This is a genomic window from Psychroflexus curvus, from assembly GCF_020164585.1.
In the GTDB taxonomy this organism is placed as follows: Bacteria; Bacteroidota; Bacteroidia; order Flavobacteriales; family Flavobacteriaceae; genus Psychroflexus; species Psychroflexus curvus.
The window spans coordinates 382,342-401,654 of record NZ_JAIQZF010000004.1 but is presented as its reverse complement, the minus strand read 5'-3'; the positions used below and the strand labels follow the sequence as shown (position 1 = coordinate 401,654).

Below are 19,313 nucleotides of genomic sequence, written 5' to 3'. Positions count from 1 at the left end.
TGATTATCTCAAGGGCGATATACGTAATTGTTATCAAGGGAAGAACCATACTCTTATTGAGACCCTTTATAATTGATTCTTTAAATTTATAAATCTATATTTATATGAAATCAAACATACGAGGGAAGACGGGAGAAGGGTGTAAGACGTATAGAAACCAGGTCGTGTCTCGTAATTCCTGTTTCTCCTGTTCACCGTTCACACTTCACCGTTTACACTTCACCGTTCACAATCTCCAATCTCCAATCTCCAATCCCGTCTTTCAAGTTAAAACCTTACTAAACCTAAGTTTCAGCTGGACCAATCTCGCTAAATTTATTCAAAATAAGTTTTATGCGCGTTTTAATCACAGGAGCAACAGGATTAGTAGGTCAGGCCCTGGTCGACCTGTTTCATGAGCACGGAATTGACGTGAATTATCTGACCACCAGCCGGTCCAAAATCGAAACGCAATCCAAGTATCAGGGCTTTTACTGGAATCCTTCTACTTCGGAAATAGCCCCTGACTGTTTCGACGGGGTTTCCACCATCATCAATCTGGCCGGCGCGAGCGTGGCCCAGCGCTGGACGTCTTCTTATAAAAAAGCCATTTTAAACAGCAGGATTGATAGCCTGTATACGCTTAAAAAAGCCTTAGCCAATCGCACACACAAAGTAGAGCATCTGATTTCTGCCAGTGCAGTAGGGCTTTATAAGGACTCACTGACCAAATTTCACGAGGAAGACGATTTTGAACAAGGCGATAATTTTCTGGCAGAGGTGGTGGAGCAATGGGAAGCTGCTGCAGATGAGCTCGCAGACCTGGGGCTTGAAGTCACCAAAATCAGAATAGGCGTCGTGCTTTCGGACGAAGGCGGGGCTCTGGAAAAAATAAAAAGTCCTATCGTAAGTTATATTGGTGCCCCTTTAGGAAGTGGAAAGCAATGGCAGTCCTGGATTCATATCTCAGACCTGGCCAGAATTTTTCATCACGTGATGGAAAATCGTCTGGAGGGCGTTTTTAATGGGGTATCTCCCAATCCTGTGACCAATAAAGAACTGACGGAGTGCATTGCCGAAAAACTGGAAAAACCGCTTATTTTGCCCAATGTACCTGAGTTTGTGCTGAAACTGATGCTAGGCGACATGTCGACAATAGTGCTGGGAAGTCAGTTGGTGAGCTCCAGGAAAATCCTGTCAACGGGCTTTCAATTTAGATTTGCGCAGTTAAAACCTGCCTTAACCAATTTACTCTAGTACTGCCTTAGATACCTAAATCTTTCTTATTTTTGAGAATAGCTTTGAATATGAAATCAATACTATCCGGATTAATTCTTTTAGTTATGTCTCAGGCGTTTAGTCAGAAACCTCTTCGTTATTTAGCCTTAGGCGACTCTTACACCATTGGTGAAAAAGTTCCAGAGTCTGAATCCTGGCCGTTTCAACTGACTGCTTACCTAAGAGCGGAAGGTTACGACATTCAGAATCCGGAAATCATTGCAGTGACGGGCTGGCGTACCGATGAGCTGCAGGATTCTATCGCTTCTCAAGACTACAAACCCAATTCTTTTGATCTGGTCTCTCTTCTGATCGGAGTTAATAACCAGTATCAGAAAAAACCTTTTAGAACATTCAAAACCGAATTCGAAGACTTGGTGCAAACCGCGATTGCTCTGAGTGCACATGATCAAAAGGGCGTGTTTGTTGTCGGAATTCCAGACTATAGTTTGTCTGAATTTGCTCAGGATAAAAGCCTAAAGAACGTTTCTTCTCGGTTAAAGCGCTATAACCGCTATATCCAAAAAATAAGTCAGCGTTATGGGGTGGCTTATTACCCGCTTCAACAGCTCAGTAGGCCTTTACACAGAGACAAGGTGATGCTGGCGGAAGATTTGCTGCACCCAAGCGGGGAGCAGTATAAAGCCTGGGTAGAGAGTTTTAAGGAAAACGTAGCCGAACAGTTAAAGCAGTTCTGACATGCAGGAAGCCTTTCTTCATAGCCTGTGGAAGTACAAAAAGCTGAACATGAATCAGCTCAAGACCACGCGTGGAGAAGATCTTCAAATCCTGCACACCGGGCTTCACAACGAAACCGAATCAGGCCCCGATTTTTTTAAAGCTGAAATCCATCTCGAAGGTCAGCACTGGGTCGGTAATCTGGAAATTCACCTGAGGTCTTCAGACTGGTATGCGCATCATCACGAGACGGATCCTGCCTACGATAATGTGATTTTACATGTGGTCTGGGAAGATGACATGAGCATTTTCAGAAAAAATGAAACTGAAATTCCCTGCCTGGAACTGAAAAGCTATGTTTCGAAATCTCAGTTAGAGGCCTATCATGAATTATTGGAGAATAAATCTGACAAATGGATCAATTGCGAGACTCATTTTGATGAGGTTGATGACTTTAAACTAGCTTACTGGCTGGAGCGTTTATATGTGGAACGCCTGCAGGAAAAAAATCAGCTTATACTGAATTTATTGAAAGTGTCCAATAACAACTGGGATGAGGTAGGCTTTAAGCTGATGGCTAAAGCCTTTGGGCTTAATGTGAATGGAGAAGCTTTTTTACAGATGAGTTCTGCTGCCGATTTTAAAGTCTTTCAAAAATGCTTTCAAAATCCTATACAGCTGGAAGCCTTGTGTTTTGGTTTGTGTGGGATGCTTCCCGCTGAAAGCGAGGAAAGGTATGTAAACAACCTTCAAAATGAGTTTAAATTCCTCAGCCAAAAATTTCAGTTGAACGTGCCGGTCACAAGTCAAGTGAAATACTTCAGACTTCGACCAGACAATTTCCCGAGCATCAGGTTATCTCAATTTTGTAATTTATATGCTGAAAAACCTCAGGTGTTCTCAAGGCTAATTCAGTGTAAAACCAAAAAAGAACTCTACGGCTTACTGGAGGCAAAGGCCACAGGCTACTGGGAAACGCATTACAGTTTTGGCAGGAAAAGCAAAGCTAAAATGAAAAAATTAAGTTTATCTTTCAAAGATTTAGTGATCATAAATACTATATTACCTTTGAAATTCGCTTTCAACTCTTATAAAGGTCAGCTGGATTTTGAAGACAGTATTTATCCGATTATTTCAAGTTTAAGACCGGAGATGAACAGGCTGACCAAAGGATTTGAACGCTTAAAGCCCAAACTGGCAACATCAGCTTTGGAAAGTCAGGCTTTAATTCAGTTGAAAACGCAGTACTGTGATATGAATCGCTGTTTGAAATGCCAGGTGGGCTTAGAATTAATACACGCATGAAAAATTTTATATACAACCTAAGAACGTTTTTTGAGAAACACGGCTTTTACGTGAGTTCACGACTTGCCGATACGCTGGGAATGAAAGCCAAATCGGTGCGAATCTTCTTTATCTACATTTCATTTGCAACTTTCGGCTTTGGTTTTGGGTTGTACCTCACCCTGGCGTTTTGGCTTAAATTGAAAGATTTGGTCTATACCAAACGGACCTCGGTATTTGATCTGTAAGTATGAAACGAAGTATTGTCACTACCGAAGACGGTTCGAAAACTATAAGAGTAGAAGACTGGGACGAGCATTACCATTCCACACACGGTGCAGTTCAGGAATCCAGGCACGTTTATATTCAGGCGGGTCTGGATTTCTATGTCGACAAACGTCATCCGCAGTCGATGACAGTTCTTGAGGCTGGATTCGGCACAGGACTCAATGCCTTACTGACTTGTTTGTGGTCTCAAAAGTCTGATATCCAACTGGATTATCTAGGGATGGAAGCCTTTCCTGTCAGTGAAGCGGAGAGAGCGGCTTTGGATTATCACAAAACCCTTGGTGAGGAAAGCGCTCAGGAACTATATGAGCAATTGCATCTGGCCGAATGGGAAAAACACGTCGAAATTTCCAAAACGTTTCGGCTAAAGAAGCAAAAGCTTATGTTTTCAGAACTGGGCTTGCAAAATCAGGTCGATGTGGTGTTTTATGATGCCTTTGGTCCTCGGGTTCAGCCAGAGTTGTGGGAAAAATCTATTTTTCAAAACTTTTATAAGGTCTTAAAGCCGGGTGGGATTTTTGTCACCTATTGTGTAAAAGGAACTGCCAGAAGAGCTTTGCAGGAGATTGGTTTTGAGGTAGATATTATAGAGGGACCTCCGGGGAAGCGCCACATGATGCGTGCTTACAAGTGATGTTAATTTTTTAGGTTTTAAAAATTAGTGTCTTAAAGATTTTAAGCCTCAGGGTTTGATTGCAAACCATATTTTTTGCATCTTGCGGCAAGTTTTTAAACAGTATTGATTTAAATAACAATAATTCTTTGAAAAATTAAACCTTAAATAGCCTTATGGTAAGAAATATCACGCTTCTTGGATTGCTTTTATTTAGTATGTCATTCTTATTTGCACAAAACCTGCAAGTTAAAGTGACAGTCATTAATCCATCTGACAAGATAAATGATGGGCAAATCGATTTAGAAGTCACCGGAGGAACACCTCCTTACACCTATCAGTGGTCCAAAAATGATGTACCGCTTACGTCTAATACGGCCAGTGATCTTACCGAGGGAATTCCTTACAGAGTTAAAGTCACAGATGCCAGTGGAGAAAGTATAGACAAAACGTTTAAAATTGATGCTGAATCCATTGTAGAGAATTTTAACGGGACGTTTCAGCCAGTTGTAGATGCCATGGGAAGCATTTTGTTTTGGGATCCATTCGCTGCAACAGGAATATATGATCCTATTGTATATACGAGTGAAAAATTACTCTTCTCTCCAAAATGGGAACCCAATACAGAGCGTCAGTTTCTTTTAAAAGAATGGCTGGTTACTGAAAATGTCCATGTCAACAAAGGACAGGATGTTGCGGTTATAGATATCGATGGACAAACACTAACCGTTCAGGCAGAAGCTAATGGTAAAATTCAATTTATAACTCCTGAGGGAGAATTCATTTATAATCCAGAGAATGAAGCAGATGTCATCGCTCAGAATGCCCATAAATTTGGTGCAATCACCTATGACGAGCCGATTGCTCTGACAAACCCTAACGGAACTCCACTTAAAAAAGGAATTCCTTTTATTGTGATTTGGTTAATCTTAGGAGCTGCCTTTTTTACATTTAGAATGGGCTTTATCAACATTCGCGGGTTTAAACATGCAATTCAATTAGCCAGAGGAAAATACGACGAGCCTAATGCTCCCGGCAGCATTACACACTTTCAGGCCCTGGCAACTGCGGTTTCCGCTACAGTTGGTTTGGGAAATATTGCTGGTGTAGCAATTGCTGTATCGCTGGGTGGGGCAGGAGCTACATTCTGGATGATTTTAGCCGGTCTTCTGGGAATGTCTTCCAAATTTGTGGAATGTACACTTGGGGTGAAATATAGATTTATTAATAAAGAGGGTAGAATTTTTGGAGGTCCGATGAATTACTTAAGATACGGACTTGAAAAAAGAAACCTTGGTAAATTAGGTAAGTTTTTAGCTGCCTTTTTTGCGGTTCTTGGTATCGGTGCTTCTTTTGGTGGTGGAAATATGTTCCAGGCCAATCAGTCTTTTGAGATTTTATCCAATCAAATCCCTTTTCTGGACAGCGACAGTGGTTTCTATTTTGGAGTTTTCCTGGCGATTTTAGTGGGAGTGGTTATCATCGGTGGTATCAACAGTATCGCTAAAGTGACCGGTAAGGTAGTACCTGTTATGGCTGCTACTTATGTGGTAGGTGCTTTAGTTGTTATCGGTATGAACATCGAAAACATAGGGCCTGCTTTCAGTGCAATTTTCAGTGGAGCTTTTACTCCTACAGCACTTAAAGGCGGGTTTATAGGTGTGCTTGTCGTCGGTTTCCAGCGTGCAGCATTTTCCAACGAAGCTGGTGTAGGGTCTGCTGCTATTGCTCACTCTGCAGCAAAAACCAACCATCCTGCTTCCGAAGGTTTTGTCGCTTTACTCGAGCCTTTTATCGATACCGTTGTGGTCTGTACACTTACCGCACTTGTTCTTATTTTCACAGGGATGCACGAAGTGGAAGGCGTTTCAGGAGTTCAGCTGACTACCCAGGCTTTTGGTAGTGTTATTTCCTGGTTCCCTTATGTGCTTTCTGCAGCCGTCTTTTTGTTTGCTTTTTCAACAATGATCTCCTGGTCTTACTATGGTATGAGAGCCTGGACTTACCTCTTCGGAAGAAGTAACCGTTCTGAAATCATTTATAAAGTTATTTTCTTGTTTTTCGTTGTACTTGGAGCATCCGTAAGTTTAGGAGCTGTACTTGATTTTTCAGATATGATGATCTTAGCGATGTCTTTTCCTAATATTATTGGTCTGTACATCATGTCTGGTGAAGTCAGAAAAGATCTAAGAGAATATATGGCCAAATTAAAGTCTGGTCAGATCTTTCAAAAAGAGGTTTTGAAAAAATAAATTCATCTGATGAATTCCAATAGAAAATTCCGTTTCGGCTACACCAAAGGTGACCGAAACGGAATTTTTATATTTTGTCTCATTTTGATCATAGGCATTGCTTTTAATTACTGGAGTTTGAACTCCATTTCCAATTCTGAAACCAATTCCGAATTTTCAAAAATCGAAGATTCCATTCAGCGCCTTGTAGATTCGTTAAAAAATAAACAAAGCCTTGACAATCAGAGAAGGATTTATCCTTTTAATCCTAATTTTATAACTGATTATAAAGGGTATACTTTGGGAATGAGCGTAGAAGAAATCGACAGGCTTATGGAATCCAGGGCAACAGACCAATGGATCAATTCTAAGGCTCAGTTCCAGGAGGTCACTCAGGTATCCGATGCATGGATGTCTGAATACAGTTCATACTTCAAATTTCCGGAGTGGGTTATGGCTGCCGAAAGCAGTAAGTCACCAGACAGAAGTCGTAAGTCACTGACTTATTCAGAAAAGAAAGATTTGAATTCGGTCACTGAATCGGACTTGATTGAAGTTTCAGGCATTGGGGAAATCCTTGCGGGCAGAATCATCTCCTACAGAGAAAAACTGGGAGGCTTTGTAGATGTCATTCAGTTGAAAGATGTGTATGGGTTAAAAGCTGAGGCTATTCAGAATCTGCAGGAAAAGATGGTTTTAAAGCATCCGGTTAAGGTTGAAAAGCAGAACATAAACACGATAAGCGTGTTAGCTTTATCCGAGCTTCCTTATTTCGATTACGAAATGGCCAGAACGATTGTCAACTTTATAAAATTGAGAGAAGGTATTACAAGTTTTGAAGAATTATCAAAAATTGAGGATTTTCCTAAGTATAATTTAGATAGAATTCAATTATATTTGGAAATTAAAGAATAATATACAAAAATTAGATATATCAGATATGAATCATATGTATTTTAGCGAAGAGCATGAAATGTTCAGAAAAAGTTTACAGGAATTTCTTCAGAAAGAAGTGGTTCCTCACCTTGACAAATGGGAAGAAGAAGGAACTATTGAGCGTTTTATTTGGAAGAAATTTGGTGAAATGGGTTATTTTGGTCTTGCTTATCCTGAAAAATATGGGGGTTTAGATCTGGATTTGTTTTATACAATCATTCTTCTGGAAGAGCTTCAAAAAATCAATTCAGGAGGCTTTGCCGCAGCGATCTGGGCTCACGCCTACCTGGCTATGACTCACGTCAACAAAGAAGGTAGCGAGGAAATCAAGGAAAAATACTTATCTGCTTCTATCAATGGTGATATGATCGGCTGTCTTTGTATCACAGAGCCTTTTGGAGGGTCGGATGTGGCAGGGATGAAAACGACTGCTGTTGAGAAAGAAGATTCTTTTGTCATCAATGGTTCTAAAACCTTTATCACCAACGGTGTTTATGCAGACTATTTAGTTGTAGCAGCCAAAACAGCTCCTGAGAAAGGCGGAAAGGGCATGAGTATTTTTATTGTAGATAGAGAAACGCCTGGTATTTCTGCTACAAAACTTAATAAATTAGGCTGGAGAGCTTCGGATACGGCAGAACTGGCATTTGATAATGTAGAGATTCCTAAATCTCATTTGATGGGTGAACGCAATCAGGGTTTCCCTTACATTATGCAGCATTTTGCCTTGGAACGTTTGATTATGGGGGTGAATGCACACGCGAGAGCAGAGTATGCCCTTGAGTATGCCATTCAGTATATGTCCGAGCGTGAAGCTTTTGGGCAGACCATCGATAAATTTCAGGCCTTAAGACATAAAATAGCAGAGCGAAGCAGTGAAGTTGAAATGGCTAAGGCGTTTAACTATACCACTGCAAAACGTTTGGACGAAGGCGAATATGTGGTGAAAGAAGCGACGATGTCTAAATTGCTTTCTACTAAAATAGCTGATGAGGTCATTTACGATTGCTTACAAATGCTTGGTGGTTATGGTTATATCGAAGATTACCCACTTGCAAGAATGTTCCGTGATAGCCGATTAGGGCCTATCGGAGGTGGGACATCAGAGATCTTAAAAGAAATCATTGCCAAAATGGTCATCGACAATAAAGACTATAAGCCGGCGACTTAATGATTATGAGGCTGGCGAAAAAGACAAAATATTAGAAATAATGTCGCTAAGAGCCTATGGAAATTTAATTTTATTTAATAGAATGTTACGGATTACTCATGTTTTAGCATCGAGCCTGTCTTGATGAACATAAGGGCTATGAATGGCCTTTTCTTTCGTTTAGTTCATTGATACCCTTCTGTTTTGTTTAAGTTTGAGCGGAGTTGAGAACTAACTTCATCTCGACTAAGTTTGTACCGAAGTATTGAAGTACTCGAACATAAACAGTGTATTTTGCTTTAAAATAATTTAGGTAATTGAATTTAACCTAGTAAGTCTAAATTTAAATGAAATTACAGCCAAAATGCTGATTGATAATAAAGATTATAAACCGGCGACATAATCTGAATTCATAGGTGGATTATAGAAGCTGTCTCAAAACTTATAGCCTTGTCATTCTTTATTTATTTCAGAATCTTGACTAATTAGATTATATTGAGATCTTCAAACTCCTGAAGCATCCGGATAAGGTGTCAATTAAATTGTTTTAAAACAGCTCTTTTCTATGGATTACACCACTGCTTTTTTAGATTATCTTCAGTTGGAGAAAAAGTATGCCCGGCATACATTGACGTCCTATGCTTCAGATTTGAATCAGTTTCAGTCTTTTCTTTTGGAAAAATATGACACTGGAGATTTTGTGGAAGTCAATTATCCTATGATAAGACAATGGATTGTGAGCTTTGTTGATAAAGACTTGACGAATAAAACCATCAACCGAAAACTTTCAACACTTAAAACCTTTTTTAAATTTCTTCTGAAAGTAAAAGCGATTGAAGTCAATCCAATGCTTCAGCATAAGTCCCTGAAACTGCCTAAGCGTGAACAGGAAGCCTTTTCATTGCTGGAACTTGAAAAGCTCTCAGCTTATTTTGAGGATTCTTCTTTTGAAGGCCTGAGAGATCATTTGATGATTGAGATGTTGTATTCAACGGGTATGCGTAGGCAGGAGCTGATAGATTTAACCCTGTCTTCAATTGATCTTGAGCAAAACCAGTTGAAGGTTCTTGGAAAACGCAACAAAGAAAGACTGCTTCCTTTGCTGAATTCAACATTGATTCTGATAGGAGATTATCTGGAAAAAAGAAAAGGTTTGGCTCTTGACACCGAAAAGTTGTTTGTAACCAAAAGTGGTAAAGCTATTTATCCGAATTTGGTATACAGGACGGTGAATTCGTATTTCAAAAAGGTATCTACAAAGCAAAAATTAAGTCCGCATTTATTAAGGCATGCGTTTGCTTCGCATCTGTTGGATAAAGGGGCTGAAATTACAGCGATAAAAGAGTTACTGGGGCATAGCAGTCTGGCTTCTACAGAGGTTTATACACACTCTAATTTTAAGGAATTGAGCAAAGTACATGCAGCGGCTCATCCCAGATCTTTAAAGAAAGAGGATTAAGACTTTTTTCTGACTGGTATTTCAATAAAATTTCAGAAAAAAAGTGGAAAATAATTTTCAGATATCAATAATCATTATATATTTGCAACCCGTTACGAAAATGACGTTTGACATACTGATAAGCCGATGTAGCTCAGCTGGCTAGAGCAGCTGATTTGTAATCAGCAGGTCGTGGGTTCGAGTCCCTCCATCGGCTCAAGGGTGCAATGAAGTTCATTACATTCTTTATTGATATTGAGAGATGAGAAGTTTGGGACGAGAAGTTTATCCCGAACGAAGTTGAGGGGAGTCCCTCCATCGGCTCATTTATCAGATTGTTTGGGGAGATACTCAAGCGGCCAACGAGGACAGACTGTAAATCTGTTGGTTTTACCTTCGCAGGTTCGAATCCTGCTCTCCCCACAACCAAGTCGGATAACATCAGACTTTGCATTGACATATTGAATAAAATAAGCGGAAGTAGCTCAGTTGGTAGAGCGTCAGCCTTCCAAGCTGAATGTCGCCGGTTCGAACCCGGTCTTCCGCTCTATTTTTTTAAAAATGCAAGATTCTGAATGCCGACGTAGCTCAGGGGTAGAGCGTTTCCTTGGTAAGGAAAAGGTCACGAGTTCAATTCTCGTCGTTGGCTCAATTTTAAGTCTCAAAACCTGGTTTTGTTGACTTATTACGTTGTTATAAACATTAACACTAATATATAACTAAGATTAAATAATTTACTACTATGGCAAAGGAAAATTTTGATCGTTCCAAACCACACCTAAACATAGGTACTATTGGTCACGTCGATCACGGAAAAACTACACTTACAGCTGCTATTACAAAAGTAATGGCCGACGCTGGATATTCTGAAGCTAGTGCTTTTGATCAAATTGATAATGCACCTGAGGAAAAAGAGCGTGGTATTACTATTAACTCTTCTCACGTTGAATATCAAACTGAAAAGCGTCACTATGCACACGTTGATTGTCCAGGTCACGCCGATTATGTAAAGAACATGGTAACTGGTGCTGCTCAAATGGACGGTGCTATTCTTGTTGTGGCTGCAACCGATGGTCCAATGCCGCAAACACGTGAGCATATCCTTTTAGGACGTCAGGTTGGTATTCCAAGAATTGTTACTTTCTTGAACAAGGTTGACCTTGTTGATGATGAGGAACTTCTTGAATTAGTTGAAATGGAAGTAAGAGATTTGCTTTCTTTCTACGAATACGATGGTGACAATGCTCCTGTAATTTCAGGTTCTGCACTTGGCGCTTTGGAAGGTGACGAAAAATGGTCAAAAACTGTTCTTGATTTGATGGAGGCAGTTGATGATTATATTGAACTTCCAGAAAGAGATGTTGAAAAAGATTTCTTAATGCCGGTTGAAGACGTATTCTCGATTACAGGTCGTGGTACAGTAGCAACTGGACGTATCGAAACTGGTGTTGCCAATACTGGTGATCCTGTTGAGATTAACGGTATGGGAGCTGAAAACTTAAAGTCAACAATTACTGGAGTTGAAATGTTCCGTAAAATACTTGACAGAGGAGAAGCTGGTGATAACGTTGGTATCTTATTAAGAGGTATTGAAAAAAGCCAGATTTCCAGAGGTATGGTAATCGCCAAGCCTGGATCTATCAAGCCACACGGAAAATTCAAAGCTGAGGTTTATATCCTGAAAAAAGAAGAAGGTGGACGTCATACTCCATTCCATAATAACTACAGACCACAGTTCTACGTAAGAACTACAGATGTTACTGGTACTATCAATCTTCCTGATGGAGTAGAGATGGTAATGCCTGGTGATAACTTAACAATCACTGTTGATTTGATTCAACCAATTGCACTTAACGTTGGTTTAAGATTTGCAATCCGTGAAGGTGGTCGTACAGTTGGTGCCGGACAGGTGACAGAAATACTTTAATTCTTTAGAATAAAGTTTTAAAATAGGTTAAGGTGTCTGCCTGTGGCGGATACCTTAACTTTTTAAATTTCCTTTTTTATCTGCAAGAAATTTTGTTTCTTTGCACGCTCTAAAAAATGAAATATTTACGGGTTTAGCTCAGTTGGTAGAGCACTGGTCTCCAAAACCAGGTGTCGGGAGTTCGAGCCTCTCAACCCGTGCAGATTGAATAGTGCAAATGTATGGCGAGAAGTTTATCCTGAGCGAAGTCGAAGGAAGCCTCTCAACCTGTGCAGATTGAATAGTGCAAATGTATGGCGAGAAGTTTATCCTGAGCGAAGTCGAAGGAAGCCTCTCAACCCGTGCAGATTGAATAGTGCAAATGTATGGCGAGAAGTTTATCCTGAGCGAAGTCGAAGGAAGCCTCTCAACCCGTGCAGATTTTAGAGTAAAATGTATGGCGAGAAGTTTGTCCTGAGCGAAGTTGAAGGAAGTCTTTTAATCCGTGCAGATTGTATAGTATAAATGTATGGCAAGAAGTTTATCCTGAGCGAAGTCGAAGGAAGCCTCTCAACCCGTGCAAATCTTAAAGAGATGTCTAATATTATAAGTTATGTAAGCGAGTCTTACAACGAGTTAAAAAATCATGTGACTTGGCCTACGTGGGCTGAAGGACAAAAACTCATGGTCATTGTAGCTGTTTTTTCAATTCTTTTTTCACTTGCTATCTGGGGAGTGGATGAAGTTTTTAGTGCAGCTGTAAAGCAATATTTTAATTGGGTTAAATCGTAATTCATGTCTGAGACAGGTTTAAAAAAGTGGTATGTTGTAAGAGCTATAAGTGGTTCTGAAAACAAAGTCAAAGACTATATAGAGAAAGAGATTTCTCATCAGGGTCTTGGTGATTATGTTGATGACATACTTGTTCCTACTGAAAATGTGGTGCAAATACGCAACGGAAAGAAAATGACTAAGGAAAAAGTATATTTCCCTGGTTATATTATGGTAAACGCCAATTTAGAAGGTGAAGTTGGTCATGTTATTAAAGGAGTGAATGGTGTTATCGGTTTCCTTGGTGAAACCAAGAGAGGAGAGCCGGTCCCAATGCGTAAATCTGAGGTGAATAGAATGCTTGGCAAAGTAGATGAGCTATCTGTTCAGAAAGAAAATGTTGCTATCCCATTCAGTATAGGTGAATCTGTGAAAGTTGTAGACGGACCTTTTAATAGTTTTACCGGAACTATTGAAAAGATTAATGAGGATAAGAGAAAATTACAGGTTATGGTTAAGATTTTCGGTCGTAAAACCCCGGTGGAACTTAGCTATATGCAAGTAGAGAAAGTTTAAATGTTACATATAATATAGAGTTGTTTTTAATCATAATGCTTCCCACTGAAAACAATTCAACTAAATTTTGAAAAATGGCAAAAGAAGTAAGTAAAGTAGTAAAACTCCAGGTACGAGGTGGTGCAGCAAACCCATCCCCACCAGTTGGACCTGCTTTGGGTGCTGCTGGTGTAAATATCATGGAATTTTGTAAACAATTCAATGGTAGAACACAAGATAAGAGTGGAAAAATCCTTCCTGTAGAAATTACAGTATATAAGGATAAGTCCTTTGATTTTGTGATCAAAACTCCACCTGCAGCAGTACAATTGATGGAAGCATCAAAACTAAAGAAAGGATCTGGAGAACCTAATACGAAAAAAATAGGTTCTGTAACTTGGGATCAAGTGAAGGCGATAGCTGAAGATAAAATGCAGGATTTAAATGCATTTACAACAGAATCTGCAATGAAGATGGTTGCTGGTACAGCAAGATCTATGGGTATAACTGTAAAAGGTAATGCACCATTTTAAAAAAACGAAATTAACATGGCAAAAATAACTAAAAAGCAAAAAGAAGCGCAAGGTAAAGTGGATGAGTCAAGGACTTATTCAGTAGCTGATGCCTCTGCTTTATTGAAAGACGTAGCTTACGCTAATTTCGACGAATCTGTTGATCTAGCTGTAAGACTTAATGTTGATCCAAGAAAAGCTAACCAAATGGTTCGTGGTGTTGTAACCTTACCCCACGGAACAGGTAAAGATGTAAAAGTCTTGGCTCTTGTGACTCCAGATAAAGCAAAAGAAGCAGAAGATGCAGGTGCAGATTACGTTGGTCTAGATGAATACCTTGAGAAAATCAAAGGCGGCTGGACAGATGTAGATGTGATTGTAACTATGCCGAGTGTGATGGGAAAATTAGGCCCCTTAGGTAGAGTCTTAGGTCCTAGAGGACTTATGCCGAACCCTAAAACTGGTACGGTAACAATGGATATCGCAAAAGCAGTGTCTGACGTAAAAGCTGGTAAAATCGATTTTAAAGTTGATAAAACTGGAATCGTTCATGCAGCTGTTGGTAAAGTATCCTTCGACGCAGAGAAAATTGCTGGAAATGCAAGAGAATTACTAACGACGCTCGTCAAGCTTAAGCCTCAGGTAGTGAAGGGAACTTATATTAAAAGTATCCATATCGCTTCCACAATGAGTCCAAGTATTGAAATCGATACGAAACGATTTACCGAGCAATAATTTTAAGTTATGACAAGAGAAGAAAAATCTATAGTAATAAAAGATTTAACTACTAAGTTAGCAAATTCATCAAATGTATATTTAGCAGATATTTCAGGCTTGAATGCAACTATAACTTCAGACTTAAGACGTGCTTGCTTTAAAGCAGACGTTAAGTTGATGGTAGTTAAGAATACTCTCCTAGGCAAAGCCATGGAAAGTACAGATAAAGAATTCGGCGAGCTAACCGATACCCTGAAAGGGAGTACTTCGATTATGCTTTCTGAAACTGGAAATGCTCCAGCTAAAGTGATCAAAAGCTTTAGAAAGAAAAATGAAAAGCCTATTTTGAAAGGGGCTTATGTTGCAGAATCAATTTACGTTGGTGATGAGAACCTGGATGCTTTAGTAGACATCAAGTCTAAAGAAGAAGTGATAGGAGATGTCATCGGATTGTTACAATCTCCAGCCAAAAACGTTATATCAGCACTTAAATCTAGTGGTGGAAAACTTTCTGGAATACTAAAAACACTTTCTCAAAAAGAAGAATAAACACGCACAATTACTAATATTAAATTACACTAAAACGATAGAAAATGGCAGAATTAAAAGATTTCGCAGAACAATTGGTTAACCTTACTGTAAAAGAGGTAAATGAGTTAGCTGATATTTTAAAAGAAGAATATGGTATAGAGCCTGCAGCTGCTGCAGTAGCTGTAGCAGGTGGTGGCGGTGCTGCTGCTGAAGAAGCTGAAGAGCAAACAGAATTCGACGTAATTTTGACAGCTCCAGGTGGTTCTAAACTAGCAGTTGTTAAACTTGTTAAAGAATTGACAGGTTTAGGTCTTAAAGACGCAAAAGCATTAGTTGATGGTGCACCAGCTCCAGTTAAGGAAGGTGTTGCTAAAGACGAAGCAGAAGCTCTTAAAGCACAATTAGAAGAAGCAGGTGCTGAGGTTGAGCTTAAGTAAGCTCCCACACACATTTAATACCAGGTTTAGACCACAAGATTTAGTCTTGTAGGTCTAAACCATTTTGCGTATCTATACGCGACGTGTTTATTTTACTTTTTATAAGTTAATATTGCTGATGAATTTACATTGAATTCAAAGCATTAAAATCTTTCTTAGATGTTAGCAATGCATAATGAACGAATTAGTTTTTCTTCTGTTAAAAACAAGCCAGATTATCCAGATTTCCTGGATATTCAAGTAAAATCTTTTCAAGATTTTTTTCAGCTTGAAACTAAACCAGAAGAAAGATCCAACGAAGGATTATATAATACCTTCCAGGAAAATTTCCCAATTACAGATACGAGAAATCAATTTGTACTTGAATTTTTAGATTATTTTGTAGATCCTCCCCGATACTCCATTCAGGAGTGTATCGAAAGAGGTCTTACCTACAGTGTGCCTCTCAAGGCAAGATTAAAACTTTACTGTACCGATCCAGAACATGAAGATTTTGAAACGATCGTGCAGGATGTCTATTTAGGAACCATTCCTTACATGACTCCAAGTGGTACTTTTGTAATCAATGGAGCAGAACGTGTAGTGGTTTCTCAATTGCACAGATCTCCAGGTGTTTTCTTTGGCCAGTCTTTTCACGCCAATGGAACCAAACTTTACTCCGCCAGAGTAATTCCTTTTAAAGGATCTTGGATTGAATTTGCTACAGACATCAACTCTGTGATGTATGCCTACATCGACAGAAAAAAGAAATTACCTGTTACAACACTTTTCAGAGCCATCGGTTTTGAAAGAGACAAAGATATTTTAGAGATTTTTGACCTTGCAGAAGAGGTGAAAGTGTCTAAAACCGGTTTGAAAAAATACCTTGGCCGTAAATTAGCTGCCAGAGTATTAAATACATGGTACGAAGATTTCGTAGATGAAGATACAGGAGAAGTTGTTTCTATTGAAAGAAATGAAATCGTATTAGACCGTGATACAGTCCTGGAAAAAGACCATATAGAAGAGATTTTAGAAACGGGTTCAAAAACGATCTTACTGCATAAGGAAGAAAATTTGACCGGTGACTATGCTATCATATATAACACTCTACAAAAAGACCCTACTAACTCTGAAAAAGAAGCAGTAGAACATATTTACAGACAATTGCGTAATGCTGAGCCGCCTGATGAAGAGACTGCTCGTGGTATTATCGATAAATTGTTTTTCTCAGATCAACGTTACAACTTAGGTGAAGTTGGTCGTTACAGAATGAACAAAAAATTAGGCCTTGATATTAGCATGGAAAGCAAAGTGCTTACTAAGCTGGATATCATTACTATCATCAAGTACCTTATTGAATTGGTTAACTCTAAAGCTGAAGTTGATGATATTGATCACCTTTCCAACCGTCGTGTTAGAACTGTAGGTGAGCAATTATCTCAGCAATTTGGTGTTGGTTTAGCGAGAATGGCCAGAACCATCAGAGAGCGAATGAATGTAAGGGATAACGAAGTGTTTACTCCTATAGATTTAATCAATGCGAAGACCTTGTCTTCAGTGATTAATTCTTTCTTTGGAACCAACCAGTTGTCTCAGTTCATGGATCAAACCAATCCACTGGCAGAGTTAACAAACAAAAGAAGACTTTCAGCCTTAGGGCCCGGAGGTTTATCGAGAGAAAGAGCAGGTTTTGAGGTACGTGATGTTCACTACACTCACTACGGAAGACTTTGTCCGATTGAAACACCTGAAGGACCAAACATTGGTTTGATTTCTTCTATGTCTGTTTACGGAAAAGTGAACAGTATGGGATTCATTGAAACTCCGTACCGTAAAGTTGAAAATGGTAAAATCGATTTTGAATCAGACCCGCTTTACCTCTCTGCTGAAGAAGAAGAAAACAAATTAATTGCACAAGCCAATATTCCTGTTTCTGATGATGGAACTATGACTTCAGATCGAGTTATTGCTCGAATGGAAGGTGACTTCCCTGTTGTAGATCCTAAAGAAGTAGATTATATCGATGTTGCTCCAAACCAGATTTCATCAATTTCGGCTTCACTGATTCCTTTCTTGGAACACGATGATGCCAACCGTGCATTGATGGGCTCCAACATGATGCGTCAGGCACTTCCTTTATTGAGAGTGGATGCCCCTATCGTTGGGACTGGATTGGAAAGACGTGTGGCTCAGGATTCAAGAGTTTTGATCAATGCTGAAGGAGAAGGAACTGTCGACTATGTAGATGCTAGAAAAATTATCATTTCCTACGACAGAACTGAAGACGAGCAACTCGTCAGTTTTGATGATGATGACAAGACGTATGACTTGATCAAATTCAGAAAAACCAATCAGGGTTCTACGATTAACCTAAAACCTATTGTACGTGTAGGCGACAGAGTGACTAAAGGACAGGTGCTTTGTGAAGGTTATGCAACAGATAACGGTGAACTTGCCCTTGGTAGAAACATGAAAGTGGCCTTTATGCCATGGAAAGGTTACAACTTTGAGGATGCCATCGTGATATCTGAACGTGTGGTTAAAGATGATATCTTAACTTCCGTTCATATCGATGAGTATTCTTTAGAGGTTAGAGATACCAAACTTGGTAATGAAGAATTGACCAGCGATATTCCAAACGTTTCTGAAGAAGCGACAAAAGATCTGGATGAGCATGGTATGATCAGAATTGGTGCAGAGATTAAGCCAGGAGATATTCTTATTGGTAAAATCACCCCTAAAGGTGAAAGTGATCCTACACCGGAAGAAAAATTATTGAGAGCTATTTTTGGTGACAAAGCTGGTGATGTAAAAGATGCTTCTTTGAAGGCTTCTCCATCGCTTAACGGTGTTGTTATCGATAAGAAATTGTTTACAAGAGCCGTAAAAGATAAACGTAAGAGAGCACAGGACAAGCAGGAGATAGATGCTTTAGAAGCTAAGTTTCAGGTGAAGTTCGAAGAACTAAGAAACCGTTTAATTGAAAAATTATTTGGTATTGTTGGTGGAAAAACAGCTCAGGGAGTTCAAAATGATTTAGGAGAAGATACCCTGCCGAAAGGTAAAAAGTACACTCTGAAAATGTTGAACTCTGTGGAAGACTTTAGTCACCTGACCAAAGGCACCTGGACGACTGACAAAGCAACCAATGCTTTGGTAGCAGATCTTTTACACAACTATAAAATTAAACAAAACGATCTTCAGGGTAACCTGAGAAGAGAGAAGTTTACAATTACGGTTGGTGATGAACTTCCATCTGGAATTTTAAAACTTGCTAAAATTTACGTCGCTAAGAAACGTAAACTGAAAGTAGGGGATAAGATGGCAGGTCGTCACGGTAACAAAGGTATTGTTGCTAAAATCGTAAGAGAAGAGGACATGCCGTTCTTAGATGATGGAACGCCGGTTGATATCGTATTGAATCCACTTGGTGTACCCTCTCGTATGAACATAGGCCAGATTTACGAAACGGTTCTTGGATGGGCTGGACAAAAATTAGGCAGAAAGTTTGCTACACCAATTTTTGACGGAGCTACTTTAGACCAGATCAATGAACTGACCGATGAAGCAGGTATTCCAAGATTTGGACACACCTATCTATATGATGGTGGTACTGGAGAGCGTTTTGACCAACGTGCAACTGTTGGGGTCATCTATATGTTGAAATTAGGACATATGATTGAAGATAAGATGCACGCCAGATCTATCGGACCATACTCTCTTATTACGCAGCAACCGCTTGGTGGTAAAGCACAATTTGGTGGACAGCGTTTTGGTGAGATGGAAGTTTGGGCACTTGAAGCTTATGGAGCTTCTGCCACACTGAGAGAGATCTTAACTGTAAAATCGGATGATGTGATTGGTAGAGCCAAAACTTACGAAGCTATCGTAAAAGGTGAACCAATGCCAGAGCCAGGATTGCCGGAATCTTTCAACGTGTTGATGCACGAATTGAAAGGTCTAGGATTAGATATCAGATTAGAAGAGTAATAGCAATCCTGCCTTCGGGCAGGAGATGTTATCACAT

Annotated in this window: 17 protein-coding genes and 5 tRNA genes; all 22 read left to right on the top strand. The window is 39.5% G+C overall.

The window, feature by feature from the left end:
• Positions 1 to 333: 333 nt before the first annotated feature.
• The 22 genes from LB450_RS08400 to rpoB all read left to right on the top strand — a co-directional run bounded on the left by LB450_RS08400 (position 334) and on the right by rpoB (position 19,276).
• Positions 334 to 1,236 carry a TIGR01777 family oxidoreductase gene (locus LB450_RS08400; protein ID WP_224487465.1) on the top strand — a complete coding sequence of 301 codons (903 nt, stop codon included), beginning with the start codon at positions 334 to 336 and terminating at the stop codon, positions 1,234 to 1,236.
• A 50-nt stretch (positions 1,237 to 1,286) separates the two neighbouring features.
• Positions 1,287 to 1,955 (top strand): SGNH/GDSL hydrolase family protein, encoded by a 669-nt coding sequence (locus tag LB450_RS08395; RefSeq protein ID WP_224487464.1) that lies wholly within the window; start codon positions 1,287 to 1,289, stop codon positions 1,953 to 1,955.
• Position 1,956: 1 nt separating this feature from the next.
• Complete coding sequence (locus LB450_RS08390; protein ID WP_224487463.1) at positions 1,957 to 3,240, top strand: DUF2851 family protein; 1,284 nt, start codon at positions 1,957 to 1,959, stop codon at positions 3,238 to 3,240.
• The gene (locus LB450_RS08385; protein ID WP_093367605.1) at positions 3,237 to 3,467 is read left to right on the top strand and encodes a PspC family transcriptional regulator; all 231 of its coding nucleotides are present in this window, start codon (positions 3,237 to 3,239) and stop codon (positions 3,465 to 3,467) included. Before LB450_RS08390 ends, LB450_RS08385 begins: the two co-directional genes overlap by 4 nt.
• Before the next feature lie 2 nt (positions 3,468 to 3,469).
• Positions 3,470 to 4,141, top strand: coding sequence for a tRNA (5-methylaminomethyl-2-thiouridine)(34)-methyltransferase MnmD (gene mnmD / locus LB450_RS08380; protein ID WP_224487462.1), 672 nt, complete (start codon positions 3,470 to 3,472; stop codon positions 4,139 to 4,141).
• A 155-nt stretch (positions 4,142 to 4,296) separates the two neighbouring features.
• The gene (locus LB450_RS08375) at positions 4,297 to 6,372 is read left to right on the top strand and encodes an amino acid carrier protein (RefSeq protein WP_224487461.1); all 2,076 of its coding nucleotides are present in this window, start codon (positions 4,297 to 4,299) and stop codon (positions 6,370 to 6,372) included.
• A gap of 9 nt (positions 6,373 to 6,381) precedes the next feature.
• Positions 6,382 to 7,266, top strand: coding sequence for a helix-hairpin-helix domain-containing protein (locus LB450_RS08370; protein WP_224487460.1), 885 nt, complete (start codon positions 6,382 to 6,384; stop codon positions 7,264 to 7,266).
• Positions 7,267 to 7,291: 25 nt separating this feature from the next.
• A complete protein-coding gene (locus LB450_RS08365; RefSeq protein WP_224487459.1) occupies positions 7,292 to 8,458 on the top strand; it encodes an acyl-CoA dehydrogenase family protein in 1,167 nt (388 codons plus the stop codon).
• A 544-nt stretch (positions 8,459 to 9,002) separates the two neighbouring features.
• Positions 9,003 to 9,896 carry a tyrosine-type recombinase/integrase gene (locus LB450_RS08360; protein ID WP_224487458.1) on the top strand — a complete coding sequence of 298 codons (894 nt, stop codon included), beginning with the start codon at positions 9,003 to 9,005 and terminating at the stop codon, positions 9,894 to 9,896.
• 122 nt (positions 9,897 to 10,018) lie between these two features.
• Positions 10,019 to 10,092, top strand: a tRNA-Thr gene (locus LB450_RS08355).
• A 124-nt stretch (positions 10,093 to 10,216) separates the two neighbouring features.
• A tRNA-Tyr gene (locus LB450_RS08350) sits at positions 10,217 to 10,298 on the top strand.
• Positions 10,299 to 10,349: 51 nt separating this feature from the next.
• Positions 10,350 to 10,422, top strand: a tRNA-Gly gene (locus tag LB450_RS08345).
• Positions 10,423 to 10,452: 30 nt separating this feature from the next.
• Positions 10,453 to 10,524: transfer RNA gene (locus tag LB450_RS08340), tRNA-Thr, on the top strand.
• Between the two features lie 93 nt (positions 10,525 to 10,617).
• Complete coding sequence (gene tuf / locus LB450_RS08335) at positions 10,618 to 11,802, top strand: elongation factor Tu (RefSeq protein ID WP_224487457.1); 1,185 nt, start codon at positions 10,618 to 10,620, stop codon at positions 11,800 to 11,802.
• A gap of 127 nt (positions 11,803 to 11,929) precedes the next feature.
• Positions 11,930 to 12,002: transfer RNA gene (locus LB450_RS08330), tRNA-Trp, on the top strand.
• 373 nt (positions 12,003 to 12,375) lie between these two features.
• A complete protein-coding gene (secE, locus tag LB450_RS08325) occupies positions 12,376 to 12,573 on the top strand; it encodes a preprotein translocase subunit SecE (RefSeq protein WP_224487456.1) in 198 nt (65 codons plus the stop codon).
• Between the two features lie 3 nt (positions 12,574 to 12,576).
• A complete protein-coding gene (gene nusG, locus LB450_RS08320) occupies positions 12,577 to 13,128 on the top strand; it encodes a transcription termination/antitermination protein NusG (RefSeq protein ID WP_224487455.1) in 552 nt (183 codons plus the stop codon).
• Positions 13,129 to 13,202: 74 nt separating this feature from the next.
• Complete coding sequence (gene rplK / locus LB450_RS08315; protein WP_224487454.1) at positions 13,203 to 13,640, top strand: 50S ribosomal protein L11; 438 nt, start codon at positions 13,203 to 13,205, stop codon at positions 13,638 to 13,640.
• 15 nt (positions 13,641 to 13,655) lie between these two features.
• Positions 13,656 to 14,354: a 50S ribosomal protein L1 gene (gene rplA, locus LB450_RS08310; protein ID WP_224487453.1), complete on the top strand. Its 699-nt coding sequence runs from the start codon at positions 13,656 to 13,658 to the stop codon at positions 14,352 to 14,354.
• 9 nt (positions 14,355 to 14,363) lie between these two features.
• A complete protein-coding gene (gene rplJ, locus LB450_RS08305; protein ID WP_224487452.1) occupies positions 14,364 to 14,885 on the top strand; it encodes a 50S ribosomal protein L10 in 522 nt (173 codons plus the stop codon).
• Positions 14,886 to 14,929: 44 nt separating this feature from the next.
• Positions 14,930 to 15,304 (top strand): 50S ribosomal protein L7/L12, encoded by a 375-nt coding sequence (gene rplL / locus LB450_RS08300; RefSeq protein WP_224487451.1) that lies wholly within the window; start codon positions 14,930 to 14,932, stop codon positions 15,302 to 15,304.
• A 159-nt stretch (positions 15,305 to 15,463) separates the two neighbouring features.
• Positions 15,464 to 19,276, top strand: coding sequence for a DNA-directed RNA polymerase subunit beta (gene rpoB / locus LB450_RS08295; protein WP_224487450.1), 3,813 nt, complete (start codon positions 15,464 to 15,466; stop codon positions 19,274 to 19,276).
• Positions 19,277 to 19,313 lie beyond the last annotated feature (37 nt).